Source organism: Mesorhizobium sp. M1A.T.Ca.IN.004.03.1.1 (assembly GCF_003997555.1).
In the GTDB taxonomy this organism is placed as follows: domain Bacteria; phylum Pseudomonadota; class Alphaproteobacteria; order Rhizobiales; family Rhizobiaceae; genus Mesorhizobium.
This window is the reverse complement of record NZ_RZTV01000003.1, coordinates 380125-405877: the sequence shown is the minus strand read 5'-3', so window position 1 is coordinate 405877 and position 25753 is coordinate 380125. Positions and strand designations below refer to the sequence as shown.

The window sequence follows — 25753 nt, the reverse complement described above, 5'->3', positions numbered from 1 at the left end:
ACCTCAGGAGAAACGAAAATGCCTGTGAAATCTTTCAGGAAAATGCGCTCGGCCGCTGCGTTGCTCGCCATCGGCCTCGCCGCCGTCGAGATTGTCGGCATGGCCGTGCCGGCCCTGTCGCTGGTCGGTACCGCCGAAGCCCGCATCGGGGCGCCCTGGACACCGCACAGCGCCGCGGGCGTCGCTCGGCGCGCCACGACATGGCGTGTGCTGAGGCACACCACCGCCTGGGTCGCCACGCTGCCGGCAGGCTGCGTTCGCACCAAGGTCAACGGCTTCGACGTCTGGCGCTGCGGCCGGACCTACTACCGGCCCTATCAAGGCCGCTACATCGTGGTCGTCGTCGATTGAGGCGGCTCGGGCACAGCCCAAAGTGCGTCGCGCTGAAACGGATTCGGGCGACGCGCTTAAGTTTTTGTTTTGATATCCCAGAACCGCTGCACACTTCCGGGGCGACATGCATTTAGCCGAGGGCAAGCCTGACGCCTTTGCAGAGATGCTCGGCATCGGCCGGATTTTCGAACGGCACGCCGTGCAGCGCATAGTCGAGCGGCGAGAAGGAAGCGCCCTCCTCGATGAGGGCGATCTGCCGCCGCGCCTTGTCCCTGTCGCCCATCTGGGCATAGCAGGCGGCCAGCCTCGTCCTGATCCAGGGCGCCGGCCGCGTCGCGAGCTCCAGCGCTTCCGCCGCCTGCCGATATTCGCCCATCATGTAGAGCGCCAGGGCGCGGTCGAACTGGTACCAGTGCGGATGCAGCGGATCGATGCGAATGCCGCGCGCCAGCCAGGTCAGCGCTTCGAGCGGCCGGCCGCGCATGGTGAGCAGCATGCCCATCTGCTCGATGCTGTCGGCGTCGTACGGGTTGAGCTGCAAGGCGATGCGCATGTGATGCTCGGCCGCCTCGTGATCGCGCATATAGAGGCGGATCAGCGACTGCACGCGGTGGCCGGTCGGCTGGTCGGGCGACAGGGCCAGCCCTTTGTCGGCAAGGTCGCGCGCATTTTCCAGGACAGCATCGCTGGCGCGCCCGAACTCGCCGTCCAGGGAGCGCGCCAAAGCGAGATAAGAATAGGCAAGCCCGTAATTCGGATCTTTTGCGATCGCCGCCTCGAACAAGGCCTCGGCGCCGCGTTGGTCGGTCTGAGCGGGATCGCGCAGCAGCGCGAAGCCGCGCAGCAGGAGCTCGTACGCGGCAAGGCTGGTCACCGGCTTGCGCGAGGCCTGCTCGAGGCCGGCGTTGGTGACCCGCGTGACCAGGCGGCTGACGATCTGCTCGACGATGTCGCGCTCGATCGCGAACAGGCCGGCGCCCTGTGACTGGTAGCGGTCGCCCCAGAGCTGGCTGGCGCTCGCGATGTCGACGAGGCTGACGGCCACTACGACATGCTCGCCCTGGCGGCGCAGCGAGCCCTCCACCAGATAATCGGCGCCGATGCGAGCGCGGATCTGCGGCCACTCCGCGCGGCCGAAAGAGGCGAAGGAAAAACTTGAATTGCGCGCCAGCACCGTCACGGTGCCAAAGCGCGCCACGCCGTTGATGAGATCCTCGGCAAAGCCGTCGACCATCGCCTCGTCGGCCGGATCGCCGCTCTCGTTGCGGAAGCGCACCACCGCCACGATCGGCTGGCTGCTGATCTCGGGCGCCGCTTCGGCTTCCGCGGCAAGCATATAGCCGCGCTTGGAGACGGTGCGCACCATGTCCTCGCCCAGCACCTTGCGGATCTCGCGCACCGACTGGGTGAGCGAATCCTCGGTGACATAGACGCCGGGCCAGACGACATCCATCAGCTCCGACTTCGGCACGACGCGGCCCATATTGCGGGCGAGATGCGAAAGCAGCGCGTAGGCTTTCGGCCGCAGGAACAGCGGCTCGTTGATGCCGCGCAGCGTTCCCTTGGCGAGGTCGAGCGTGAACCCGCCAAATCGGAACACCTGATCGGCCGTCGCCGTCGTCATCGGGACACCCCTTCGCGCGTGCCGTTAATGCCAAGTCGATTCCACTCGACCCGGCATGCGCGTCGCTATTATTGCTCACTGCGCAATTTCGATCAAACTGCCTGTCGGAGCGCCGACTAGTGTGGCCGCGCCAAATGCGAGGAGCCATGAACCCGACCGAGAAAGCGCTGTGGTTTGTCGAAAGCCATCTGCCGGATGCGATTTCGCTCGACGATGTCGCGGCAAGCAGCGGCGTGTCGCGCTTCCATGTGACGCGCGCCTTCGGCGCCGCCACCGGCCGGTCGGTCATGGGCTATATGCGGGCGCGGCGGCTAAGCGAAGCGGCGCGCAAGCTCGCGGGCGGCGCGAGCGACATCCTGGCGGTCGCGCTCGATGCCGGCTACGGCTCGCATGAGGCTTTCACACGGGCCTTCCGCGACCAGTTCGGCACCACGCCGGAACTGGTGCGCGCTGGAGGCTCGACCCAAAACCTCGACCTCGTGGAGCCCATCCTCATGGACAGTTCGCTTCTCACCGCGCTCGAGCCGCCGCGCTTCGAGACCAGCCGGGCGTTTCTCATCGCCGGGCTCGGCGAGCGCTACAGCTGCGAGACCAGCGCCGGCATCCCAATGCTGTGGCAGCGCTTCGGACCCTACATCGGCAACATTCCCGGCGAGGTGCCTGGTGTCGCCTACGGCGTTTGCACCAATGCCGACGATGCCGGCAATTTCGACTATGTCGCCGGCGTCGAGGTGTCGGAGTTCTCCGATCTGCCGAAGGATTTTTGCCGGGTTCGAGTGCCGGCGCAGAAATACGCCGTGTTTGCGCATCGCGAGCACATCTCGACCATCCGACGCACGGTCAATACCATCTGGAACAAGTGGCTGCCTGCATCCGGGCATGAGATCGCCGACGCCCCGGACTTCGAGCGTTACGGCCCCGAATTCGATCCGCGCAGCGGCAATGGCGGGCTGGAGATCTGGGTGCCGATCAAAGGTTGAGACGCCTTCCTCCTTCTCCCCTTGCGGGAGAAGGTCTCGCCGAAGGCGATGGATGAGGAGTGTTCCAGCGGAGTGAAACGCCGGCGTTCCCTGGAACACCCCTCATCCGTCTCGGCGCTGCGCGCCGATCCACCTTCTCCCACAAGGGGAGAAGGAAAAGGCGCTACAGCTCCAAGTTCCAGGTCTGGCCGACAAGATCCTTGCCGAAGGAATGGTGGCGCTCTTCCTCGGCCAGCTTGAAGCCCGCCGCCTGGTAGATGCGGCGGGCCGAGCCAAGAATGTCGTTGGTCCACAGCGTCAGCGTCTTGTAGCCCTTGGCGCGCGAGAAGGCGATGCACTCGTCGACCAGCCGCCGGCCGATGCCGAGGCCGCGCGCCGACGGCTCGACATAGAGCAGCCTGAGCTTCGCCACCTTGGGCGACTTGCGCATGACGAAAACCGAGCCGACCACCTCGCCTTCGCGCTCGGCGATCCAGCTGCGCTCCCATTGCGGAACGAAGTTCTTGACGAACTCGCCGAGGATCTCGGCAACCAGCGCCTCATAGGTTTCGTCCCAGCCATAGTCCTGCGCGTAGATGAGGCCCTGGCGATGCGTGATCCAGCCGATGTCGCCGACCTGCAGCGGCCGCAGGATATAGGGAACTTTGGGTTGGGGTTTGTCGCCGAGCAGGTCCTGCACCGTGCGCATCGCCTTGACCAGACGCTCCTGGTCGGTCGGCGCCAGGCTATCGAGCAGCGCGCGCACCTGGTCGTGCGAATCCTGGTTGAGTGGCGCGAACGCCTCCCTGCCCGCGGGCGTCAGCGCGATCGAGGACCGCCGCGCGTCGGCCTCCGTGGCGGCTCGTTCGACCAGGCCGCGCTCCTCGAATTTTTTCAGCAGCCGGCTGACATAGCCGGGGTCGAGACCAAGGTCGCGCACCAGGTCGCTGGCGACCAGCCCGTCGCGATGGGCAAGCTCGTAAAGCACGCGCGCCTCGGTCAGCGAGAACGGGCTCTTCAGGAGGCCTTCGTCGAGCAGGCCGATCTGGCGGGTGTAGAAGCGGTTGAAGGCGCGCACGGCATCGATGCGCTTGTTGCCGGGGTGATCGTGGATGGTCATGGGGAGTTCCTCCTGTCGCGGACAGGATCGACCAATTAGTTGACTTAGTCAAATAAATTTAGGCCGACGGGACAGAGGGGGCGCGAAGGATCGCGACGAAGACAGTTCGGGCGCCCGTTACCCCATCGGAAGTACCGGCCAGGACTCGACAATGCGCCCACCGGCAAACACCGCGAGCGAGCCGAAATGCTGCAGCACCGCCTCGCTCTGCGTCGGCCGCAGGAAGGCGTAGTCACCGGGCTTCACCTCCGCGCCCGCCGGCAGCCCCATGAATTGCTGGTTGGAAGACAGCCCGATCAGGCCGTTCGGCTTCATGCTTTCGGGGAACACCGGTTCGGCCATCCACTTGCCGCCATAGAGATAGCAGGCCTTCTTCGGGAAGAGGCCGAGCGCCTGCAGCGTGCGGGAGATAGCCGCCGGGCCGGGGAGCACCGGATCGAGCGCCTTCAGAATCGGCGTCGCAATGAGAGCGGCCGGCCGGAAGCCGTCGAGGCCGGGCGTATCGAAATCGCTGGGCAGCACGAAGGCCGAGCCGATCGACACTTCGTTGGCCACGCCGCCGCCATGCAGCAGCGCCGTCTTGGAACCGCCGATGTTGAGGATGCGGCGGTGGTCCGCATCGAGGGCCGCGACGAACTCGGCAGCCTTCGCCGCGGCCTTTTTCAGCGCGCCGGCCGCGCCGCCGAACAGCCCTGGAATTTCCGGCGCATGCGCTTCATAGGCCATGATGCCTTCGCAGCGCAGGCCCTTCGGTATGGCCAGCGCCCTGATCTCGGCAGGACCGGAAAAGCCGCCGCGATGCAGGCCGACATCGACCTCGAAGGCGAAGCGGAGTTCGGTGCCGAACGCTGCGGCGAGCGCACCGTATTCGGACAGGCGCTCCGGCGTGTCGATCAGCCAGCAGACGCGCGACCACCCGCCGGCGTCGCCTCTAGCCAGCGCCGCTTTCGCCGCACCTACTGGCATCGGCTTGCCATAGAGGAGATCGCCCGCGGGAAAGGCGTCGAGCACCGCCTGCGTCACCGGCGGATGGAAGGTCATGAAGCGGCCGGTTTCGAGCGACTTGGAGATATGCGAAAGCAGCGGCAGGCAAGGCAGCGACTTGTCGACGAGGCGCACGGCAAGACCCGGCGCCAGCCTCTGCTTCACCAGCGCGATGTTGGCGTCCAGCCGGTCGCGGTCGAGCACCAGGCAGGGCCGAAAGATTTCGGCGGCCTTGAGCGCCTTCGACAGCTCGGCGAAATAGGCGCTCATTGTTGGATGCCGAACAGGCCGGCCATATAGGGCGACACGAAGCGGTTCCCAGGATCGATGTCGCGGCGCACCGCCATTGCGTCATCCCAGCGCGGATAGAGTTTCTTGAAATCCGCCGCCGTCAAGCTGTGCATCTTCCCCCAATGCGGCCGCCCGCCATATTTGCGGAAGATCGGCTCGGCCGCGCGCATGAAGGGCAGCGGATCGTTCGCCGCGTCGTGATGGATGGCGATCGAGCAGGTCAGCCTCCTGTGGAAGGGCGAGAGCCAGAATTCGTCCGGGGCGACCGAACGCACCTCCATCGGGAAATAGACTTCCGGGAAATGCTTTTCGGTCAGCGCGATGATCTCGGCCAGCGCCCGGGGACCGTCCTCGTAAGGCAGGTGGTACTCCATCTCGTTGAATTTGGTGCGACGGTCGCTGGCGTAGACGTTGAGCCAGTCCTGCACATAGTCCTCGGCCGGCACCTTCTTGACCGCACCCTTGATCAGCGCCCGGCGGAGCGCCGGCAGCCGGCGCAGCACGGTGCGCAGCTTGCGCAACGTCGCCAGGCCCTCCTCGTCATCCTCGGTCGGCCGCGACGCCGGCGTTGCGTCGCTGAGATCGCTGGCGATGAACTGCGCATAGCCGGAAAACGGGATGTAATAGAACTCTGCCGAACGGTGTGCGCCCATCATCGTCTCGAAGTCGCGCAGCATTTCGCCGATCGGCAACACCCATTTGCGGCGCCGCAGCCGGTAGGTCGGGATGTTGTTCATCGTCACTTCGGTGAGCACGCCGAAAGCGCCGAGCGCGACGCCGGTGGCATGGATCATATCCTGGTCGCCCGCCCGGCTGTATTCGCGCAGCTTGCCTTGCCCGTCGACGAACTGCACCGTCTCGAGCTGCGTATGATAGGCGCCGAGCGTCGGGCCGGAACCATGCGTCGCGGTGCCCAGCGCGCCGCCGATCGCTTGCTTGTCGATGTCGCCCATATTGGGCAGGCCCTGGCCGATGTCCTGCAGGATGTGCATCAGTGCGCCAAGCCTTGTCCCCGCCCTCAGGCGTGCCCGATTGGCTGCGGCGTCATGCGAAACCAGCCCCTCGATCTTCGCCAGCGAGATGATGGTGCCGTCGGACTGCACCAGCGGCGTGAAGGAATGGCCGGCGCCGGCGACGCGCAGCGGACCGGGCGCGGAACGCACCAGATCGGCCAGTTCGCCGACATCGGCTGGCGTGGCGATCAGCTTCGGCGCGGCGTTCACGAAACCCGACCAGTTGCTCCAGGCGTTTGCCATCGTCACCTCCCGCTCAGGCTGGAACGCGGCGGCGCGCAACCAACACAAAGACGCCGAGCAGCGCCACGCTGGCCAACGCGCTTGCCGCGGCGAATTCCGGCACCGGCCGGAAATTTTGGCCGTCGATCAGCAGCGAGGCGGCCACCGGGCCGATGGCGAGGCCGAAGAGCTGCGCCGCCGGCACAAGCAGTACCGCGTTGCGCGTCTCGTCGGCGGTGATCGCCAGCCGGATCTGGTAGGGCACGATGAAGAGCAGGATGAAGCCCATCACCATCGCCACCGACCAGAAGACCAAAAGCCCAGGGCCGGAAGCGAGCAGCACCGAGCTGATCGTCGCGATCGCGCCGATGACGGTGATGGCGAAGCGGTAGTCGATGCGCGCTTCGAAGACGGTGGCGGTCATGGCGCCCATGACCTGCGCGGCGAGGCTTGCCGAGACCATCAGGCCGACGGTGCGGCCGTCTATGCCGAACTCGGCGCCGAGCGGCTCCAGAAATGCCCAGACGGCGCCGAAGAACATGAAGTAGCAGAAGATCGACAGCAGCGCCGTGATCGCCGGCAAGGTGAGCACATTGGCAAAATGCTCGTCCTTCGGCAGGTCGGCGTAGTCGTCCGGCACGATCCACGCGACGACGAGCGACAACAGGCAGACAACGCCAAGCGCGACGAAGCCGCCGGCCGCGCCCGCGGCTGGCACCGCATAAAGCGCGAGCAGCAGCGCCAGCGCGCATTGCGCCAAGGTCTGCAGCGTGACGAAATAGCCGCCGATGCGCTCGGCCCGGCGCGAGCGGGCGATCAATTCGGTCGCCACGGCGACCAAGCCACCCTCAGCAAGCCCGGCGAGCGTGCGCGCCCCGATCAGCGCATTGGAACTCATCGCATAGGCGGTCCAGAAATTGGCGAGCGCCAGCAGCACCAAAAGCGCGGCGCTCTTCCAGCGCATGTTGCGCGCCGGGAGGAGCATCGCCACGATCGCCGAGCCGATGGCGATCGCGATCATCTCGGCGGTGGCGACCAGTGCCAGCTCGTCACCGGTGACATGACCTTCGCTGTAGAGCGCGCCGAGCAGCACCGGCTGCAAGCCCAGGATGAGCAGGCCGACCGAGCCGATCCAGAGCGCCGCGGCGAGTTGCAGGCCGGTCGGGTTGCCGATCAGCCAGTCGCCATTTTCCGCATGCGCGGCATCGGTTGCAGTCACGAGGCGCCCTCCCTTGCAGCCCGGTGAAAAAGCTGACAAGTTGTCAGCATTCACGAAACTGATACTTGATCAGTTTCCTGTCAACCGAGAATCAACGACTGCCCGCGCGAGATGAGGCAAACTAGGCAAACGGCGACGGAACCCAGACGCAGGCCCAAGCAGGAGCGCAGCCGCGAGCGCATCGACGCGATCCTCGCTACGACCATGCGGCTGATCGGCGAGAAGGGCATAGACGCGGTCACGATGAAGGAAGTCGGCGCGCTGGCGGGCGGGCCGATCGCCACGGTCTATCATTATTTTCCAAGCAAGTCGGCGATCTTGGCGATGCTCTACGAGCGTTTCTCGGAGGAGAGCCGGGCTCGCTTCGGCGCGATCATCGCCGATATCCGGGGAGTGGATGACGTGACCGCTGCAGCCGATCGGCTGCTCGACGATTACTACGGCCGTGTCGCGGCGGATCCGGCGATCCAGGATCTGCAGAACGCGATCCAGGCCGACAAGGCGCTGCAGCATCTCGACATCGCCGAGACGCGGCATCAGGCGAAGATGTTCTGCGACCGTGTGGCGCCGATGCTGAAGCCTAAGCAGCGCGAGGCGTTCGGGCGCGTGGTGTTCCTGATCTTTCAGCTCGCCGGCGGCGTCGTGCGGCTGGCGCTGACGCAGGACGAGGCGGAAGGCCGGCGCACGATCGAGGATTACCGGTCGATCATCCACGCGCAGTTGCGGCTGTTTTTGTAGGCATCCCTAACGGTGGTCATCCTCGGGCTTGACCCGAGGATCCATGCCGCGACTCCGTCATAGAGCGCAACGGCGGAGAATTCTGCAATCCTTGCAACGCCTTAGCGTCACGGCATGGATCCTAGGGTCTGCGCGCGTCGCTTCGCTCCTTGCTCCGCCCTAGGATGACGACCGCTGGATACGATCCCCTCCGCGATTGCCAACTTACCCCGCATCCAGCTTCGGCCCCAGGATCTCCACCAGCCAATCGACAAACACCCTGACCCGTGGCGACAACTGCCGGCTCGGCGGATAGAGCACCGAGATCGGCGTGGGCGTCGGCGGAAAATCGGGTAGCACTTCGACCAGCCGGCCTGCCTCGAGGTCGTCCGCATATCGGAGCCTTGGCGCCTGGAACAGCCCGAAGCCCAGCCGGACCAGCGCAGCACTCGTGTCCGAATTGGCGACCGTGACCCGCGACGGCAGGACGATCTCGCGAACCATGCCGTCGACGGTGAATTCCAGCGGCATCACCTGCCTCGTGCGCGACGACACGAAGCCGATCATCATGTGCCCAGCCAAGTCGTCCGGCGTGCGCGGCACGCCGTGGCGTTCGAGATAGGCGGGGCTGGCCACGGTGATTTCGCGCGCGATGCCGAGACGCCGCACGATCATGTCGCTGTCGGGAAGCGTGCCGGCCCGGATGACGCAATCGACGCCTTCACGCACGAGGTCGACGAGGCGGTCGCCTTCGCCGATATGCACGGTCAGGCCCGGATATCGGGCGAGCAGCGCCGGCAGTTCCGGCAGCAGGAAGGTGCGCGCCATATGGCCGTTGACGTCGACGCTGAGGCGCCCACGCACCTCATGCGCGCCGAAGCCGCCCTCGGCATCCTCGATGTCGGCGAGGATGCCGATGCAACGCTGGTAATAGGCTTCACCGTCGAGCGTGGTGGTGACGTGGCGCGTGGTGCGACGCAGCAGCTGCACGCCCAACCGCTCCTCCAACTGCTTAATCGCGGCGGTGGCGCTGGAGCGCGGCAGGCCGAGATCGGCAGCGGCCGCCGTGAAGCTGCGCCGTTCCACGACGCGGGTGAAGAGCCGCATGCTGTCGAACCTGTCCATCGCGGATTGTTCGCAAATCTTGAATAGAGTTGGCAATCCATGCCAGATTATATCGGTCATTCGCGCGAGTATATGGATCACCATCGCCAAGACGGAGATTTTCACCATGACCACTCGCGCCATTGCCCTCATCACCGGCGGCAGCCGCGGCCTCGGCCGCAACACAGCGCTCAACCTCGCCCGCAAGGGCGTCGACGTCATCCTCACCTACCGCTCGCGCGCCGACGAGGCGAAGGCGGCGATCGCCGAGATCGAGGCCGCAGGCGGCCGCGCCGCGGCGCTCGAGCTCGACACCGGCGCCGTTACCACCTTCCCGGCTTTCGTCGCGGCATTGAGAAAGACGCTTCAGGGAACCTGGCAGCGCGACCGCTTCGATTATCTCGTCAACAATGCCGGGACCGGCCTGCGCAAGCCGATCGCCGAGACGACGGAAGAGGAATTCGACACGCTGATGAACATCCATCTCAAAGGCGTGTTCTTCCTAACCCAGGCGCTGCTGCCGCTGATCAACGATGGCGGCCGCATCGTCAACGTGTCGAGCGGGCTGGCGCGCTTCTCGGTTCCGGGCTCGGCCGCCTATGCGATGATGAAGGGCGGCATCGAGGTGTTCACGCGCTACCTCGCCAAGGAGCTCAGCCAGCGCCGCATCACCGCCAACACCGTGGCGCCCGGCGCCATCGCCACCGACTTCAACGGCGGCCATGTGCGCGACGACGCCGAGATCAACCGCGTCGTGGCTGGCATGACGGCGCTCGGCCGCGCCGGCGTCGCCGACGATATCGGGCCGATGATCGCCTCGCTGCTGTCGGAGGACAATCGCTGGGTCAACGCCCAGCGCATCGAGGTCTCGGGCGGCATGAATATCTAAGCGTGTTGGCGGATCAACCCTTCGAAGCCGTCGGCAAGATTGGCATTGCCCGCGGCGATGAAGCTCGACAGATTGCGGGCGCGTCCAGGCGTTTTGTTGGCATCGAGCAGCACCGCCCTGCCCTCATGCATGACGAAATCGAACTTTCCGTAGTCGAAGCCCAGCTTGCGCCTTAGCGCGCGAAGCTCGTCCGGCACCGGAACCGCCTCGCGACGGATCGTGTCGTCGCCCTTGACCAGGCTCTGCGGCGAGACATGGCGTGTACAGCGCTCGCGCTCACCGCAGAACAGCCAGAAACGGGCGGCAAAGCCATCCGGCTCAGGCTCGGGAATGAATTTTTCCACAATGAGGTCCTCGCGTCCGAACAGCTCGGCCGGAACGTCGGCGAGCGAGGCATGGATCTGGTATTGGTCGAAAGATTCGACGCCGGGAAACGGCATCGGCTTGCCGGCGCGCCGCGCGCGCCGATTCAGTTGCTGTTCCGGCGTTCCCCGATGGTTGAGGCTGCTCTTGATGATAACCTGCCCCTTCCAGCCGTCGTCCTTGCCGACGACGGCTCCGCTGATGCGGCGCTTGGAAATGTCGGCGGCGCCGAGATTGAGGCAGAAGCGAAAGGCGCGGGCATACTCGACATAATCGGGCGACGTTACGGTCGCATCGACATGCAGCACCGCGATATCGGCGGCCGGCTTCGCCGACGTGCCGCTGAGGACCTGCACCGAATGGCCGCGGCGCTTCAGTTCCTCCAGCAGATCGAAGAGCATGTACGGGCTGTCCCGGCGCCATAGCAGCCCGCGCCGGCTTTGGAAGCGGTCGAACTCATGCGTGATGACGGCGATGCGTGCCATTGTTCCCCACTTGGCCTATCAAGCGTCGTCCACTATTCGATCGGATGCAACGCGCTACCGGGCTGGGGTTTGCATGACCGAGCATTGGAATGCAATTCGCAAACATTGGCAGTTGCTCGGCTCACCCCTGCGGCCGCCGGCGGAGGTTATCGAAACCTACGATCGCGAGCTCGGCCTTGCCCCGTCGGATGTCGTGATGCTCGGCGTGACACCCGAGCTCGCCGGGCTCGGCGCCACGATGACGGCGGTCGACGAGTCTTCGGACATGATTGCCGGCATCTGGCCGGGCGACACCGATACGCGCAAGGCGGTGCAGGGCGACTGGTTCGATCTGCCGTTCGCCGATGCAAGCGTCGAGGCGCTGATCGGCGACGGATGTCTCTCGGTCATCGGCGCCGCCGGCCTCAGGCGCACGCTATTTGCGTCGATCGCGCGCGCGCTCAAGTCCGACGGCCGCGCCGGCATCAGGCTTTACGCCTCTCCCGCAACGCCGGACGACCCGAAGGATGTCCGCGCTCTGGCACTAAGCGGCGGCGTCTCGACTTTCCATGAGCTCAAATGGCGCGTGGCCATGACCGCGATCGGCGACGCGCCGGATTACACGATCCCGGTCAAAGCCATCCTCGAACACTTCGACAGGGCGTTCCCGATCGCGAGGAGCTGTCGGCCCGAACCGGATGGGAACTGCCGGTCATCGGAACCATAGACGTCTACCGGGACTCGTCCGCCGTCTACAGTTTCGCCCCCGCGGCAGCGCTCATCGAGGAAGCCCGGACCTTCTTCGACGATCTCCGGCTGGCCTCTAGCGGCACATACGGTCTTGCCGAACGCTGCCCGTTGCTGGTGTTGCGCTCGCCGAAGCGCCCGGACTAAACGGGCTGGATTGCTCGCCCACGCTTCGCGCAGCCACCGCATTTCCGCCCAGGGCTCCGCCAGAGAAAAATTGCGCTGTTGCCCCTCCCCGCGCGCCTTGACTCTCGCAAGCCACCAGCCTATCTCAGCGCCACGTTAGCACTCGCCCTAAGTGAGTGCTAACTTATATCCGGCCTCGCCGGATGGAGGAACAGTTCTCACCGTTCTCATTCGAGGAAGACAACATGGCAAAGTCCAAGTTCCGCCCGCTTCATGACCGCGTGGTCGTTCGCCGGGTCGAATCCGAATCCAAGACCGCCGGCGGGATCATCATCCCGGATACGGCGAAGGAGAAGCCGCAGGAAGGCGAGATCATCGCCGTCGGCTCCGGCGCCCGCGACGAAAGCGGCAAGCTCGTGCCGCTGGACGTCAAGGCCGGCGACCGCATCCTGTTCGGCAAGTGGTCCGGCACCGAAGTCAAGCTCAATGGCGAGGACCTTCTGATCATGAAGGAATCCGACATCATGGGCATCATCGGCTGAACATCGGCCTCACCGTCAACTGAATCTTGAATCTGCGGGTTCGACCCGAACCCCTGCCAGGAGCTTACAATGGCTGCAAAAGACGTAAAGTTTTCCCGTGATGCCCGCGAGCGCATGCTGCGCGGCGTCAACATCCTCGCCGACGCGGTGAAGGTCACCCTCGGTCCGAAGGGCCGCAACGTCGTCATCGACAAGTCGTTCGGCGCCCCGCGCATCACCAAGGACGGCGTCACCGTCGCCAAGGAGATCGAGCTCGAGGACAAGTTCGAGAACATGGGCGCGCAGATGGTGCGTGAGGTCGCCTCGAAGACCAACGACATCGCCGGCGACGGCACGACCACCGCGACCGTTCTCGCCCAGGCCATCGTCCAGGAAGGCAACAAGGCCGTTGCCGCCGGCATGAACCCGATGGATCTGAAGCGCGGCATCGACCTCGCCGTCACCGAAGTCGTTACCGCTCTCGGCAAGGCTGCCAAGAAGATCAAGACCTCCGAGGAAGTCGCCCAGGTCGGCACGATCTCGGCCAATGGCGACGAGTCGGTCGGCAAGATGATCGCGGAAGCGATGCAGAAGGTCGGCAACGAAGGCGTCATCACCGTCGAGGAAGCCAAGACCGCCGAGACCGAGCTGGAAGTCGTCGAAGGCATGCAGTTCGACCGCGGCTATCTCTCGCCCTACTTCGTCACCAACGCCGACAAGATGGTCGCCGATCTGGAAGACGCCTACATCCTGCTGCACGAGAAGAAGCTCTCCAACCTGCAGGCCATGCTGCCGGTCCTGGAAGCCGTCGTTCAGACCTCGAAGCCGCTGCTCATCATCTCGGAAGACGTCGAAGGCGAGGCTCTGGCCACGCTGGTCGTCAACAAGCTGCGCGGCGGCCTGAAGATCGCCGCCGTCAAGGCTCCGGGCTTCGGCGACCGCCGCAAGGCCATGCTGGAAGACATCGCTATCCTGACCGGTGGCCAGGTCATCTCGGAAGACCTCGGCATCAAGCTCGAGAATGTCGGCCTCAACATGCTCGGCCGCGCCAAGAAGGTGTCGATCTCCAAGGAGAACACCACCATCGTCGACGGCGCCGGCAAGAAGGCCGAGATCCAGGGCCGCGTTGCCCAGATCAAGCAGCAGATCGAGGAGACCACCTCGGACTACGACAAGGAGAAGCTGCAGGAGCGTCTGGCCAAGCTCGCGGGCGGCGTCGCGGTGATCCGCGTCGGCGGCGCGACCGAGGTCGAGGTCAAGGAAAAGAAGGACCGCGTTGACGACGCTCTGAACGCGACCCGCGCGGCCGTTGAAGAAGGCATCGTCCCCGGCGGCGGCGTCGCGCTGCTGCGCGCTTCGCACGCCGTCAAGGCGACCGGCGTCAATGCCGACCAGGCCGCGGGCATCGCCATCGTTCGTCGCGCGCTGCAGGCTCCGGCCCGCCAGATCGCGGCCAACGCCGGTGCCGAGGCTTCGATCGTTGCCGGCAAGATCCTCGAGAACAGGGCTGCGACCTACGGCTTCAACGCCCAGACCGGCGAATATGGCGACATGATCGGCATGGGCATCGTCGACCCGGTCAAGGTCGTTCGCACCGCTCTCCAGGACGCGGCCTCGGTCGCCGGCCTGCTGGTCACCACCGAAGCCATGATCGCCGAGGCTCCGAAGAAGGAAGCCGCCGGCGGTATGCCGGGCGGCATGCCTGGCGGCGGCATGGGCGGCATGGGCGGCATGGACTTCTAAGAAGTCCATAAAGCACGCCCATCAACTAACATTGCTCAAGCCCGCAAGCGGGCTTGAGTGGCGGCATGGATTTCTAAGAAGTCCGGTCCCATAGCGAAGATGGAAAGGGCGGCAGACATGTCGCCCTTTTTGTTTGGCATGCGGCAGCCGGTCCAAAAGCGGGCTTCCATACTGTTGCGATTGGAGAAGGCCTGCGCAATAGCCGATCTCCCCTCTTGAAGGGGAGATGCCCGGCAGGGCAGAGGGGGGCCCGCGCATAAGGCTCCGGCGACGACTCCCTTGCAACGAGAGGCGCTGGCGCTCCAACGCGCGGCGACCCCCTCTGTCGCCTTCGGCGACATCTCCCCCTCAAGGAGGGAGATCAGCAGCGCCAGCGCTCGGCCATCCCTGCGTCAATTCGTGTCGCGGACGGGCGATAGGGATAGACAGTTCGCTTACCGATCCGCGAGCGCCAGCTTGGCTCCCAGCATGACGAAGGCGCCGGCGAAAGTGCGGCGCATCCAGGTCAGCACCATCGGCCGCGACACGACATGGCTGCGCACCGAAGCCGCGAACACGCCGTAGACGACGAAGACAAGGAAGGTCATCAGCATGAAGACGCCGGACAGTTCCAGCATCCTGGCGAAAGCGTGCGGCTCCGTGGTGCTGACGAATTGCGGCAGGAAGGCGAAGAAGAAGATTGACAGTTTTGGGTTCAAGATGTTGACCAGGATGCCGGAGGTGATCACCTTTCGGACAGAGCGTGGCGCGGCGTTCTGATCGAGAGCAAGACCGCCCTTCTCCTTCAGCGTGTTCCAGGCCATGTAGAGCAGATAGGCGACGCCCAGATATTTCAGAGTCTCGAAGGCGACGGCGCTTGTGTGCAGCACCGCCGCAAGGCCGGTGATGGCCGCCGCCATGTGCGGGATGATGCCCAGCGTGCAGCCGAAAGCGGCGATGATCGCGGCGCGAGCGCCGCGCGAGAGGCCGGCGCTCAGCGTGTAGAGAACGCCAGTGCCGGGCGAAGCGACGATAATCAGCGACGTCAACAGGAATTCGATGCTCATGGTTTCCTCCACGGCCTGCCCGGCGCGGAAGGTATCGGGAGGTGTGGAGGCAGGCAAGCCGGTGGAGAGCGCAGTCTTCGCCTCGTGGGGAGACGGCCGGCAGCCCAGAGGGAGGTGCGAAGGAACGCCGATCTCTCAGTTCTTTTGCGGCAAACCTATTCGGGCGTACGATTGAAGCTAGACGGATAAGCTGGCGGGACAGCGCCCCCCTCTGCCCTGCCGGGCATCTCCCCCACTTGGGGGGAGATTGGCAGTTCCACCGCCAGCCCATGGGCCGCCCTTGCCATCAGGCAGTCGTCGCCGCCGGGCATGCAGGCGCGGCAGACATGCGGGCGGGCTTCGTAAATCGCGCAGGCCGTCTGCTTGCCCACCCCGCCACGAAGCGCGGCGCAGCGGCCGTCCTCGCAGCGCATGCCTGACAGGTCGGTCGCGACCAGCTCGTCGGGGATGCGGTCGAGCTCGGCATCCTCTTCGGTCGAAAAGCGCGGCCAGTCCGCCGAATAGGCGCAGCAGGCGCCGCAGCTCTGGCAGTCGAAGGCGGCTGATGCGTCAAGCAGGGTCGGGCAGGGTCGGTCGTGCGGCAAGGCTATCCTCATGCTGGCAAGTGCCTTTAGCACGGAGCCGGGAAATGCGTCGCATCCGGCCGAGCAAAAAATTTTGTTTTGCCGGGAACCCTTTTGCCGGCTGGCGGTTTTGTCCCTGTTATCGGCAGTTCACGAGTATCGAGAAAAGCTGATAACAAAAGACGCCTCCCGCGCCCTGAAAAGCGCGAGAGGCGTTTTCCATTCGCCTTACATGATCGTGCTCATCATCGGCAGGATTTCATAGCGGAAGCCGCGGCCGGAACGCGCCACCGGGTCGCCTTCGGTAACCGCCCTGGCGTCGGCTTCCGTGCCGACCTGCAGGATCAGAAGCCCCCACGGTCCGGCTGGATCGGCGACTGGGCCGGCAATCATCATTCTGCCTTCACGAAGCAGGCCGCGCAGATAGTCGGCATGCGCATTCATCAGCGCCCTCTCCTCCTCCGTCAGGGTGAAGGCGAAATCCGGACGCGGCGGAATCAGCCGGCAATGGAAGACCGAAGGCGACCTGGCAGCCGTCTCCTTGGCAAGGAATTCGTCCAACCAGCCCAGAACGCGCTCCCAACCGGAACCGTGATCGCGGCAGGAGTCCCGTCGCGACCCGAAGCCGTCATGGCGCAGCGTCAGCCGGGTGCCGTTCTCGACGGCTTCGAGCGTATAGGTGACGGTGGTGAGGTTATCGCCGTCCCAGGGCGCCTTCCAGGTCATCACCAGACGATGCGGCGGCTCGACCTCGAGATACTCGCCGGCGACATGGAAGTCCTGCCCGTCCGCGCCCTTGCCTTCCGAGCGCCAGGCGCCGCCCGGCCGGACATCGGCCGTGTGCTTCGTCGTCCGGTACATGTTGTCGGCGCCCCACCAGAGCGGGATCTGGTCCTCAGCGGTAATGGCGCGGAAGACGCGCTCCGGCGGCACGGCGATCGTCACCGTGGCAAGGATGGTACCGGCGGAAATGTCGGCGATCGCGCGCGGCTTGTCTTGGATGGCCATCATTCATTCTCCAGGTAGGATTTGAGATTGCCGAGGCTGTGCTGCCAGAAGTCTCGGTAAGGCAGGATCCAGTCGGCGACATCCTTCAATTCCGCCGGCTCCAGCCGGTAGACTCGCTCGCGGCCCTGCCGCTGCTCGGAAACGACGTTGAGCTCGCGCAGTATCCTCAGATGCTTGGAAATGGCCGGCCGACTCTGCGAGAAGGCGGACGCCAGTTCGTTGACCGGCGCGGGGCCCTGCCGCAGCCGGTCGAGGATGGCGCGCCGCGTCGGATCGGCGATGGCGCGGAAGACGGAACGGTCGTGCTCAGCCTGCGGCATAATGCGTATCCATTTGGTTACATATTATGCCGAATTCGGTCGCCGGTCAATTATCCTCGACCGGTGTGCTTTGGCGCAACGGAACCGCGAAGCACTCCGGCCCGTTTCTCCTCGCGAATTGGATCTCCGGGAGATGCGGAGATGGTGAACATGGACCAAATAGTGGGCTTGGCGAAGCAGATCAAAGGTTCGATCCGGCAAGCCATAGGCAAGGCCGCCGGCAACCGGCCGATGGAAATCAGGGGCATGGCGGACAAGTCGGCAGGCCAGGTGCAGAAGGCCTGTGGCGACATGAAAGCCATGCTCAAAAAAGCGATGTGACCAGCAGGCCCCGCGGTCAGATCTCGAACGCCCGGCACGGGCTGTCCGTCATGCCGACAGCGGCGTGATGCGGCAGGCCGCACGGAACTCAAACATTGCCCGTTCGTTGTCGTGGCGGATGCGGTTGGCGCATCCCGCTCCTATTCCAGGCCCAGGAGATGCGGATATGGTGAACAGGCATCAAGTTGCCGGCATCGCCAAGCAGGTAAAAGGCAGGCTGAAGCAGGCGGCCGGCAAGGCCACCGGCAGCCGGCGCTTGCAGGTGGAAGGCATGTCCGAAAGAATCGCCGGCAGGGTGCGCAAGGCCTATGGCGACGTGAAGGACAAGGCTCGCAAGGCGCTCTGACTCCATACGCCGCGAGGCAATGGCCGACCCGCGCGCCGGCCTGTTCGTCTTTGAGCGCCGACGGCGTCAACACCGCAGAACAGCTCGAACAACAGGCCTGGACAACTCTACCCGGCGTGCTTTCTCCCTTCAGGTGGCCCAGCTTTTGGTGAAGGCGTTGGTCAAAACGACCTCGCCATGGTCGCCGGCCGCCTCAGCCAGGACGACGTCCATGTGGTCATCGGTCACCCGCGCCAGCGCAAAGCCGCCCATGAAAGCCGCCTTCGGCTTGACGAGGTCGAGCCCGTCGCGCCGGTAGATCATCGGCACTGCGTGCTGATGGCCGTGGAAAATGGCGATCACATTATAACCCTTCAGCGTGGCGAGAAGCGCCTGGCGGTCGGCGTCGCCCCACCAGTGCGGGCGGCCGGCGCCGCCTTCGCCATAGGTGCGCTTCACTGGATCCCAGCGCTCGACCGAGAAGGTGTCCCAACCATAGTGCTGGAAGAGAATCACCGGACGGCCGTCGCCGGCATAGGTCGCCAGATCCTGCTTCAGCCATGGCAGGCTGCCTATCGCGTCATGGCCGGTGTCGCCGGCGAAGCGATGCGTCTGGACGAGGTGCAGGCCGCCCCAATCCCAGGAATAGCAATCGGTGTCGACATCGTAATTGGTCGCCGGCACCGGCGGCTTGAAGAAAACGCCGGGGCGATGGTTGACTTCGACATAGTCGCGCATCTCGCGACGGTACCAGTCGACATGGCGCGTCGGCCCATTCTGGTCGAGATCGTGATTGCCGAGCCCGACATAGACCGGGACATGCACGCGATCAGGGCCGATGCCTTGCTGGTAGCGCTGGCTGAACTGCAGAAGCTGCGTGCCTTCGCTCGGCTCAGTGATCTGGCCGCCGCCATCGTCGGTGATGTCGCCCCCGGTGACGAGGCCGAGCGGCGTGCCGATGCGTGTGCCGGCCGAGCGCAGGCCGGTGGCAGCGCCGTTGATCTCGGCCGGCCACTCTTTGTCGTCGATTGCGTTGAGCGCGGCCACATTGCGCAGCAATGCCGCATCGGTCTTGCCTTCCTGCTCGCAATGCGGGCTGAGCCCGGTCGCCATGCGGCAGGCATGGATATCGGCGATGAACAAAAAGGTGGCGTCAATCGGCTGGATAGCCTGGCCGGTCTGGGCGAAAGTGGTGTCCGGCAGGGCGCAGGTCGCGGCAAGGCCGGCCACCCGGGCCAGGATATCGCGCCGGGACAAGAATGCTGAGGATAAGCGATTCATCATCGCGCCATTGGAACATTTTCAGCGCCGGATCGTCCAGATTGGCGGCTCTTTTCAAGCATTGGTTGAATTCGTGAAGGGCACTTTGGGTCGACAGCGCAGAGAGGGTCTGTCATTCCTTCCAGAACACATTTCCAGGGGAGAAGGCATGAAACCCGTGACGACCTGTGTGGCCCTCTCCATGCTTGCCCTCACCGGCACCGCCGAGGCGGCCGACTGCGTGGACGCCAAATCCGCCAAGGCCGGCTTCGTGCTGGAGAAGCCCGGCATCCGCAGCGAGTTCCGGCCGGCGCCGGGCGGCATGGTCGCGGTCGCCAACAACTACCAGTCGCAATCGCCGCAGACGCAATATCTCTACGCCGGGCTGATCGAGATTTTCCGCGATAGCGACACGGGCCGGCTGTCAATGATCCCGCTCGGCGACCTCAAAAAGCTCTTCCCGCTGAAGGCCGGTGCCAAGAGCAAGACCGAGTTCGTGCGGCTTTCGGCGAAGAAGGCGCCGAAGGGCACCGAAACACTGGCTTTAAGCGTCAAGGGCAAGGACACCTACAAGCTGGGCGACTGCAAATACACGGTGCTGACGGTGAAAGAGACGCTGACCGGCGATTCCGGCACGGTGATCGACAGCTTCACCGCGCTCTATTCGCCCGACCTGCAAGCGGTGCTGGCGCGGCGCTACGACGAGGGGACGAGCGCGCAGAGCGAAGTGGGGTTCGAGACGATCAAGCCGCTGAGGGAGTGAAAGGCTGCCTTTCAGTCAGGGACTTAAGATGATCCTCATACCGGCATCAGCGGATTGCCTGCTGCCGCACCACCCTGCGGCGTCGTCTGGCGGGCGAACCGTTCTGTGATGGCGGGGGCTCGACCCGCTCCAAACCCTCCAGGCACTGCCGCAACACACCGGCATCCTGCTCGGCCTTGGCCATCGACATGGCGCCGGAGTAAGCCGCCACCGTCAGCGCGGCAAAGCGGTCGGGATCGGTCCCACCTTCCCGGCCGGCCTCCTGATCGGCGCGCACCTTGTCGGAGATCGCCCGCCGCCAGCCGGCGAAGATATCGGCCAACGCAATACGGAAATCGGGATCGGCGAGCGACAGCTCATGCGCCAGATTGTTGAGCGGGCAGCCGCGCACATAGCCCTGCTGCTCGAGCGCGGCCGCTACCGCCTCAAACACGGCACGCACGCCCTTGCGCGCCGAAGGCGCCGCCCGCACCGGCTCGATCCAGGTCTCCTCAACCGCGGCCGCCACCCGCTCCTCGATCACCGCCAGCGCCAGCGCCTTCTTGGTCGGGAAATGATGGTGCAGCGCGCCGCCGGTGACGCCGGCCGCCGCCATCAGGTCGCCGAGGCTCGAGGCGTGGTAGCCGCGCGCCTGGAAGCAATCTTCCGCCACGTCGAGCACGCGCCGCCGCATGCCCTGCGGATCGTTGGTGCGCTTCTTGCGCATCGCCACCTCCACCTTTCCCCGTCGGAGAGAAGGGGAAGAACGTAGCATATTGACAAAACAGGACAACCGGTCTGTTTATAAACAGGATGAACACCCTGTTTTCGAGAGTCTAGCCATGAACAGACCTTCCCGCCTTGCGTCGCCGATCGTGGAGCTCAGGCAATACACATTGAAACCCGGCGATCGCGAAACGCTTATCGCGCTGTTCGACCGGGAGTTCATCGAGAGCCAGGAAGCCGTGGGCATGACCGTTATCGGCCAGTTCCGCGACCTCGATCGTCCCGACATGTTCGTCTGGCTGCGCGGCTTCGCCGACATGGAGGCCAGGAGGAAAGCGCTCACCGCCTTCTATGAGGGCCCGGTGTGGGCCGAGCATCGCGACGCCGCCAATGCGACGATGATCGATTCCGACGACGTGCTGTTGCTGAAGCCCGCGTGGCCGGACGCCGGCTTCGACCTGTCGAGGCGGGAGCGGTCGACCGTGAGCGAAGGCGAAAACAAAAGTGCGCAGCCTCACTTAGACGGCATTGTTGAGATTTCGATTCATCATTTGCGCCACGGCATGGAAACCGGCTTTGCCGAGCGTTTCCGGGCGGAAATGGTTCCGCAACTGACGGCCAGCGGGGGCCGGCTGCTCGGCGCCTTCGTCAGCGAGCATGCCGAAAACACTTTTTCGCGGCTGCCGGTGCGAGCCGGCGAAAATGTCTTCATCGCAGTCATCGGTTTCGACGATGGCGACGCCCATGCGAACTATCGGTCCGGCCTTGGCGCTTCTCCGGCATGGCAGGCGGTTCGCAAAACCATGCAGGCTGCTTCGACGCAGCCGGCAGAGACGTTGCGCCTCACGCCGACGGCCCGATCGCTGTTGCGGTAGTCACTCGGCTGGCAGCACGTCGGCTATTGCCTTGGCGACGAAGGCCGGGTCTTCCCAGTGCGGATTGTGGCCGCAGTCCTGCGCCCAGACGAGACGCGATCCGGCAAGCGCCTCGGCCAAAGCCTCCTGGTGCGCTTGGCCGAAGAGGGGATCGCAGGCGCCGGCAATGATCAACGTCCGGACCCGCACAGCCCGCGCCGCCGCGGTCAGATCCGTGCGGCGGATTTCTTCGAGAATGGCGCGCCAGCGCGCCGCCGGCATCGCCGAAGCGTCCGCCGCCAGGCCGGCAAGAAGGGCCCGCGGCACGCCGGACCCGCAGGCGTGCCACCAGTCGTAGAACGGATCAGTCGGCGAGATCGGGTCGCGCAGTTCCGCCACGCCGTCAACCAACGGATGGTCCGGCGCGAAATCTGCCTTCAGCGCCCCGGCCAGGATGACCAGCCCGCCGACCAGTTCCGGATGCCGCGCGGCCACCTGCATGGCGACCATGCCACCCAGCGAATGGCCGAGAACGACCGGCCGGGCGAGCCGCAGGTTGCGGATCAGCCCGGCGACATCGTCGGCGAAATCGGCGATGCCAAAGCCCCTGCCCGCCTGCGAGGCGCCATGGCCGCGCAGGTCCGGCATGACCAGCCGCCGCGCGGAAAGATGCGGCGCCAGCAACGAGAAACTGCGGCTGGTGTCGGTGAAGCCGTGCACCAGGACGAGCGGCGGTTCCGAGCCGGCGACCTCGACATAGGCGAGGTCGAGGCCACCGACATCGACGAATCGCTTGCGGCCGGCCCAGGCGTCCTGCTCGCCCCCCTGTCCCGACAGATCCAATGCCGCGGGCCTCACAGTCCAAGCTTTTCCTTGACCGCGGCGAGGCCGGGCTTGCCGTCGAAGGTGGTGACGCCGGCAAGCCAGGCGTCGACACGATCCTTGTTGAGCGTGATCGACTTAAGCGCCGCTTCCTCCGGCTTCATGCCGTCATTGATGAGGTAGCCCATGCCGACATTTTCCAGATCGATGTCGAAGGCAAGGTTCTTCAGGAACTGCGCCACGTTCGGGCACTCCTGCAGGAATCCCTTGCGCACCTGGGTCGTCACCGTCGCGGCGCCGAAATTCGGGCCGAAGAACTTGTCGCCGCCGGTCAGATACTTGAAGTCGTACATCGTGTTCATCGGATGGGGCGCCCAGCCCTGGAAGACGATGAACTGCTTCTCCTTGATCTCGTAGCCGACCTCCGAGAGCATGCCGGCTTCGCTCGATTCGACCACCTGCCAGCCGTCGAGCTGGAACTGCGGATCGGCGATAGCATCCATCATCAGCTGGTTCGAGCCGGGCTCGATGCCGTACATCTTCTTCCCGAACTTGTCGGCGAATTTGTGCAGGTCGGAGAGATCCTTGACGCCGGCTTCCCAGACATAGGTCGGCACGGCGAAGGTGTATTTGGCGCCGACCAGATTGACCCGCACATTCTCGATCGAGCCGTCCTTCCTGTAAGGCTCGTAATAAGTGACCATCGCCGGATCCCAGTAGCCGAGGAACAGGTCGAGGTCTTTGTTCTTCATGCCTTCGTAGATGACGTTGATGCCAAGCACGTCGCTCTGCGGCTCATAGCCGAGCGCCTGGAGCAGGACCTTGGCCACGCCCGTCGTGAAGGCGAGATCGTTCCAGCCGGGCTCGGCCATTCGCACCACCTTACATTCCTCCGCCTCGGCCGCCTGAACGGTTTGAGCGGCCACCATCAAGGCAGCGAGACAGACGCCATTCGCAAGCAAGCGCACCATTCCGGTTCTCCTCTGTTGACCATTTGGTCATGTTATTGTCCCAGTGGTCAATGATTGATCTGAGCGGGCGAAAATGTCAACATGGATTCGCAAACATGGATCGATCCGGTGAAGCTCACACGTCTCAGCGACATACGCCGCAAGGAGTTGCGGCAAGCGGCCTTTGCGGTGCTCGAGCGCGAGGGCATTGCCGGCGCCACCTTGGAAAAGGTCGCGGCCCAGGCCGGCGCCTCGAAGGGCATCGTGCTGCACTATTTCCGCAACAAGCAGGAATTGTTCGAGCACGCGATGCGCGAGGCCAATGCCGTGCTGTGCAACGCGGTGGTGGCGCGGCTCAAGCGCGCGCGAACGCCGATGGAGCGGCTGGACGCGGTGATCGAGGGCAATTTCGAGGAGCATTTGTTCCTGCCGCCGCTCTGTCACGCCTGGCTGTCGCTCTGCGCCGAGGTGCCGCGCGACGAGAAGCTGGCGCGCATCCAGCGAGTGATCCACGCGCGCATGCGCTCGAACCTGTTGTCCGGCCTGCGCGGCCTCGCATCGCCGGAGTTGGCCGCGGAGATCGTACTCGGCGTCACCGCTCTGATCGACGGGCTGTGGCTCAGGCTTGGCCTGCAGCCGGGCAGCGTCTCGCGCGCGCAGGCGGTCCGCCAGGTCAAGGACTATGTCGCGGGGCGGCTCGCGCTGCGCCAGCCCGCGGCCATCGGCCTGGCGGCCGGATAACAGAGTCTACTCTCCGACCTCATCCTCCAGGTTGCGGAAGCCGAGCGCCTCGACTTCCACCAGGATCTGCTCGCGGATCCAGCGATGCGGCGCCTCGTCGTCATGGCGGGCGTGCCAGTACATCCTGACCGCCGGCGAGGGAATCGAGATTGGCGCCCCGTAGATGCCGAGCGGCAAGGATTTCGCCGCCACCGCCGCGAACTGCATTGGAACGGCCGCCAGATAGGGTCCGCTCGCCACGGCCAGCGCGACCGCCTGGAAATGCGGCAAGGCAAGCGTGACCCGGCGCGTCCGGCCCATCTTCCCCAGCGCGTCATCGGTGAAGCCCGACATCGAGCCGTCGATGGAGCGCAGCGCGTGCGGCAGCTCGCAGAAGAGATCGAGCGGCACCTGCTCGCCTTCGGCGATGCCGGCCCGATTGAGCGCTGCATTGCCCTTCGCCGCGATGACGGCGAAGGGCGAGCCGAACAGCGGTACGCTGGAAACCCATTCGGCGACTTCCAGGGGACGCTCCAGCGCCACGTCGATTTGGTCCTCCTGCAACAGTTTCGAGACGTCGCCGATGGCGCTGTCGAGGAAGCGGAACGACACTGATGGCGCCACCGCCGCGATGCGCGCGGCAAAGGGCGGCATCAGGAGCATGGAAAAGAAATCCGCGCCCATGAAGGTGAAGGTCCGCTCCAGCCTGGCCGGATCGAAGTCCTTCGCCGGCTGGAAAGCACGCTCGATCTCGCGCAGCGCGGCACGCACAGGCCCGGCCAGGCTTTCGGCGCGTGGCGTCGGCACCATGTCGTTGCCGCGCCGCACGAAGAGCTGGTCGTTGAGCGTATGCCGCAGGCGGTTGAGCGCGGCACTCACCGCAGGCTGGCTGAGGCCGATCTGCTCGCCGGCGCGCGTCACGCTTTTCTCGCGCAAAAGCGCGTCGAGCACCCTCACCAGGTTGAGATCGAGCGCGTTCAAATTCATCGCATCAATTCAGTCCATATGATCATTCGATTTCCATCGCCCACGCGTCGCTGGTTAGTTCGCCGTCGACGCCGCTTCGCCGGCCCAACACAAAGCAGAGACACCATGACAATGATCAACCGGACCATCGCAGGCAAGGAACTCCTTTGGTTCAACAACACGCTCGTCGCCATCCAGGTCTCTTCGGCCGACGGAGAGGACGGCATCTGCGTCATCGAGCATCGCCTGCCCTATGGCGATTCCCCGCCGCTGCATATGCACCGCAACGAAGACGAGGTATTTCACATCCTCGAAGGACAAATGCGTTTCCAGATCAACGGCCATGAGCGGGTGGTGGGCGCGGGCGAAACCGTCATCGCGCCGAAGGGCCTGCCGCATACATACAGGGTCGAATCTCCGCAAGGCGCGCATACGCTCACCGTCACGCGCGGCTCGGATTTCGAGACGATGGTGCGCCTGGCGAGCCGCCCCGCCGAACGGCCGGACCTGCCGCAGCCGGGGGCGCCGACGCCCGAGATGATGGCGACGCTGACGAGACTCTGCGCCGAGAACGGCATCGACATTGTTGGACCGCCGATGGAGGGCTGATCTGGCCCACAAGGGGGGAGATCGGCAGCCCCCTTCAACCGATTTGCATCTTCCTCGCCCGCAATCTCCGCTTGAAGGGTTT

General features: G+C 65.0%; 29 protein-coding genes. 13 read left to right on the top strand and 16 right to left on the bottom strand.

Going from position 1 to position 25753, the window contains the following annotated elements:
- Window positions 1-18: 18 nt before the first annotated feature.
- Window positions 19-351, top strand: a complete 333-nt coding sequence (locus EOD29_RS12325) for a hypothetical protein (protein WP_066996527.1) — start codon at window positions 19-21, stop codon at window positions 349-351.
- Window positions 352-463: 112 nt separating this feature from the next.
- Here the strand turns inward: EOD29_RS12325 and EOD29_RS12320 are convergent, their stop codons facing one another.
- Entirely contained in the window at window positions 464-1957 is a 1494-nt protein-coding gene (locus tag EOD29_RS12320; RefSeq protein WP_127246842.1) for a winged helix-turn-helix domain-containing protein, read from the bottom strand.
- Window positions 1958-2103: 146 nt separating this feature from the next.
- Here EOD29_RS12320 and EOD29_RS12315 point away from each other — a divergent pair, with 146 nt between their 5' ends.
- Window positions 2104-2937 (top strand): AraC family transcriptional regulator, encoded by an 834-nt coding sequence (locus tag EOD29_RS12315; protein WP_127246841.1) that lies wholly within the window; start codon window positions 2104-2106, stop codon window positions 2935-2937.
- Between the two features lie 163 nt (window positions 2938-3100).
- On the opposite strand, the gene EOD29_RS12305 is transcribed toward EOD29_RS12315, so the two are convergent.
- From EOD29_RS12305 to EOD29_RS12290, 4 genes are all read right to left on the bottom strand, one after another.
- Entirely contained in the window at window positions 3101-4036 is a 936-nt protein-coding gene (locus EOD29_RS12305) for a bifunctional helix-turn-helix transcriptional regulator/GNAT family N-acetyltransferase (RefSeq protein ID WP_127246839.1), read from the bottom strand.
- Between the two features lie 117 nt (window positions 4037-4153).
- Window positions 4154-5290, bottom strand: a complete 1137-nt coding sequence (locus tag EOD29_RS12300; RefSeq protein ID WP_127246838.1) for an alanine racemase — start codon at window positions 5288-5290, stop codon at window positions 4154-4156.
- Window positions 5287-6567, bottom strand: a complete 1281-nt coding sequence (locus tag EOD29_RS12295; protein WP_127246837.1) for a D-arabinono-1,4-lactone oxidase — start codon at window positions 6565-6567, stop codon at window positions 5287-5289. Before EOD29_RS12295 ends, EOD29_RS12300 begins: the two co-directional genes overlap by 4 nt.
- Before the next feature lie 13 nt (window positions 6568-6580).
- Window positions 6581-7765: an MFS transporter gene (locus EOD29_RS12290; protein WP_127246836.1), complete on the bottom strand. Its 1185-nt coding sequence runs from the start codon at window positions 7763-7765 to the stop codon at window positions 6581-6583.
- A 111-nt stretch (window positions 7766-7876) separates the two neighbouring features.
- Here EOD29_RS12290 and EOD29_RS12285 point away from each other — a divergent pair, with 111 nt between their 5' ends.
- A complete protein-coding gene (locus EOD29_RS12285; RefSeq protein WP_095824850.1) occupies window positions 7877-8503 on the top strand; it encodes a TetR/AcrR family transcriptional regulator in 627 nt (208 codons plus the stop codon).
- Window positions 8504-8707: 204 nt separating this feature from the next.
- Here the strand turns inward: EOD29_RS12285 and EOD29_RS12280 are convergent, their stop codons facing one another.
- On the bottom strand, window positions 8708-9607 hold the full coding sequence (locus tag EOD29_RS12280) for a LysR family transcriptional regulator (RefSeq protein ID WP_067324844.1): 900 nt from the start codon (window positions 9605-9607) through the stop codon (window positions 8708-8710).
- Window positions 9608-9713: 106 nt separating this feature from the next.
- On the opposite strand from EOD29_RS12280, the gene EOD29_RS12275 reads away from it, so the two are divergent.
- Window positions 9714-10475, top strand: coding sequence for an SDR family oxidoreductase (locus tag EOD29_RS12275; protein WP_095801140.1), 762 nt, complete (start codon window positions 9714-9716; stop codon window positions 10473-10475).
- Here EOD29_RS12275 and EOD29_RS12270 read toward each other — a convergent pair.
- Window positions 10472-11323, bottom strand: a complete 852-nt coding sequence (locus EOD29_RS12270) for a hypothetical protein (RefSeq protein ID WP_127246835.1) — start codon at window positions 11321-11323, stop codon at window positions 10472-10474. The two genes, EOD29_RS12275 and EOD29_RS12270, sit on opposite strands and share 4 nt — an antisense overlap.
- 73 nt (window positions 11324-11396) lie before the next feature.
- Between EOD29_RS12270 and EOD29_RS12265 the strand changes: the two genes are divergently transcribed.
- The 3 genes from EOD29_RS12265 (at window position 11397) to groL (ending at window position 14439) form a co-directional block, all read left to right on the top strand.
- A complete protein-coding gene (locus EOD29_RS12265; RefSeq protein WP_245475324.1) occupies window positions 11397-12029 on the top strand; it encodes a methyltransferase domain-containing protein in 633 nt (210 codons plus the stop codon).
- Between the two features lie 391 nt (window positions 12030-12420).
- Entirely contained in the window at window positions 12421-12717 is a 297-nt protein-coding gene (gene groES / locus EOD29_RS12260; RefSeq protein ID WP_010915433.1) for a co-chaperone GroES, read from the top strand.
- Between the two features lie 69 nt (window positions 12718-12786).
- Window positions 12787-14439 carry a chaperonin GroEL gene (gene groL, locus EOD29_RS12255; RefSeq protein WP_127246834.1) on the top strand — a complete coding sequence of 551 codons (1653 nt, stop codon included), beginning with the start codon at window positions 12787-12789 and terminating at the stop codon, window positions 14437-14439.
- Between the two features lie 434 nt (window positions 14440-14873).
- Here the strand turns inward: groL and EOD29_RS12250 are convergent, their stop codons facing one another.
- The 4 genes from EOD29_RS12250 to EOD29_RS12235 form a co-directional block, all read right to left on the bottom strand.
- Complete coding sequence (locus EOD29_RS12250; RefSeq protein ID WP_095824659.1) at window positions 14874-15485, bottom strand: LysE family translocator; 612 nt, start codon at window positions 15483-15485, stop codon at window positions 14874-14876.
- Between the two features lie 155 nt (window positions 15486-15640).
- Entirely contained in the window at window positions 15641-16081 is a 441-nt protein-coding gene (locus EOD29_RS12245) for a YkgJ family cysteine cluster protein (protein ID WP_127246833.1), read from the bottom strand.
- 195 nt (window positions 16082-16276) lie between these two features.
- Window positions 16277-17059: an SRPBCC domain-containing protein gene (locus EOD29_RS12240; protein ID WP_245418801.1), complete on the bottom strand. Its 783-nt coding sequence runs from the start codon at window positions 17057-17059 to the stop codon at window positions 16277-16279.
- Window positions 17056-17376 carry a metalloregulator ArsR/SmtB family transcription factor gene (locus EOD29_RS12235; protein WP_067001113.1) on the bottom strand — a complete coding sequence of 107 codons (321 nt, stop codon included), beginning with the start codon at window positions 17374-17376 and terminating at the stop codon, window positions 17056-17058. Before EOD29_RS12235 ends, EOD29_RS12240 begins: the two co-directional genes overlap by 4 nt.
- Window positions 17377-17517: 141 nt before the next feature.
- On the opposite strand from EOD29_RS12235, the gene EOD29_RS12230 reads away from it, so the two are divergent.
- Both EOD29_RS12230 and EOD29_RS12225 read left to right on the top strand, forming a co-directional pair.
- The gene (locus EOD29_RS12230) at window positions 17518-17697 is read left to right on the top strand and encodes a CsbD family protein (protein ID WP_095802556.1); all 180 of its coding nucleotides are present in this window, start codon (window positions 17518-17520) and stop codon (window positions 17695-17697) included.
- A gap of 166 nt (window positions 17698-17863) precedes the next feature.
- The gene (locus EOD29_RS12225) at window positions 17864-18043 is read left to right on the top strand and encodes a CsbD family protein (RefSeq protein WP_095784086.1); all 180 of its coding nucleotides are present in this window, start codon (window positions 17864-17866) and stop codon (window positions 18041-18043) included.
- Window positions 18044-18172: 129 nt separating this feature from the next.
- Here the strand turns inward: EOD29_RS12225 and EOD29_RS12220 are convergent, their stop codons facing one another.
- Entirely contained in the window at window positions 18173-19306 is a 1134-nt protein-coding gene (locus tag EOD29_RS12220; RefSeq protein WP_127246832.1) for a metallophosphoesterase, read from the bottom strand.
- Between the two features lie 145 nt (window positions 19307-19451).
- Here EOD29_RS12220 and EOD29_RS12215 point away from each other — a divergent pair, with 145 nt between their 5' ends.
- On the top strand, window positions 19452-20045 hold the full coding sequence (locus EOD29_RS12215; RefSeq protein ID WP_067324830.1) for a hypothetical protein: 594 nt from the start codon (window positions 19452-19454) through the stop codon (window positions 20043-20045).
- A gap of 46 nt (window positions 20046-20091) precedes the next feature.
- Here EOD29_RS12215 and EOD29_RS12210 read toward each other — a convergent pair whose 3' ends face one another.
- Window positions 20092-20751, bottom strand: coding sequence for a TetR/AcrR family transcriptional regulator (locus EOD29_RS12210; protein WP_082953879.1), 660 nt, complete (start codon window positions 20749-20751; stop codon window positions 20092-20094).
- Between EOD29_RS12210 and EOD29_RS12205 the strand changes: the two genes are divergently transcribed.
- Window positions 20744-21625 (top strand): NIPSNAP family protein, encoded by an 882-nt coding sequence (locus EOD29_RS12205; protein ID WP_336618894.1) that lies wholly within the window; start codon window positions 20744-20746, stop codon window positions 21623-21625. The genes EOD29_RS12210 and EOD29_RS12205 overlap by 8 nt on opposite strands.
- On the opposite strand, the gene EOD29_RS12200 is transcribed toward EOD29_RS12205, so the two are convergent.
- Both EOD29_RS12200 and choX read right to left on the bottom strand, forming a co-directional pair.
- Window positions 21626-22462 carry an alpha/beta hydrolase gene (locus EOD29_RS12200; protein ID WP_067324826.1) on the bottom strand — a complete coding sequence of 279 codons (837 nt, stop codon included), beginning with the start codon at window positions 22460-22462 and terminating at the stop codon, window positions 21626-21628. It abuts the gene before it with no gap.
- On the bottom strand, window positions 22459-23397 hold the full coding sequence (choX, locus tag EOD29_RS12195; RefSeq protein WP_067001126.1) for a choline ABC transporter substrate-binding protein: 939 nt from the start codon (window positions 23395-23397) through the stop codon (window positions 22459-22461). Before choX ends, EOD29_RS12200 begins: the two co-directional genes overlap by 4 nt.
- 108 nt (window positions 23398-23505) lie before the next feature.
- Here choX and betI point away from each other — a divergent pair, with 108 nt between their 5' ends.
- Window positions 23506-24117 (top strand): transcriptional regulator BetI, encoded by a 612-nt coding sequence (gene betI, locus EOD29_RS12190; protein WP_095778401.1) that lies wholly within the window; start codon window positions 23506-23508, stop codon window positions 24115-24117.
- A 6-nt stretch (window positions 24118-24123) separates the two neighbouring features.
- Here the strand turns inward: betI and EOD29_RS12185 are convergent, their stop codons facing one another.
- Window positions 24124-25083 carry a LysR family transcriptional regulator gene (locus tag EOD29_RS12185; RefSeq protein WP_095802560.1) on the bottom strand — a complete coding sequence of 320 codons (960 nt, stop codon included), beginning with the start codon at window positions 25081-25083 and terminating at the stop codon, window positions 24124-24126.
- A 105-nt stretch (window positions 25084-25188) separates the two neighbouring features.
- Here EOD29_RS12185 and EOD29_RS12180 point away from each other — a divergent pair, with 105 nt between their 5' ends.
- Entirely contained in the window at window positions 25189-25671 is a 483-nt protein-coding gene (locus EOD29_RS12180) for a cupin domain-containing protein (protein WP_127246831.1), read from the top strand.
- Window positions 25672-25753: the final 82 nt, after the last annotated feature.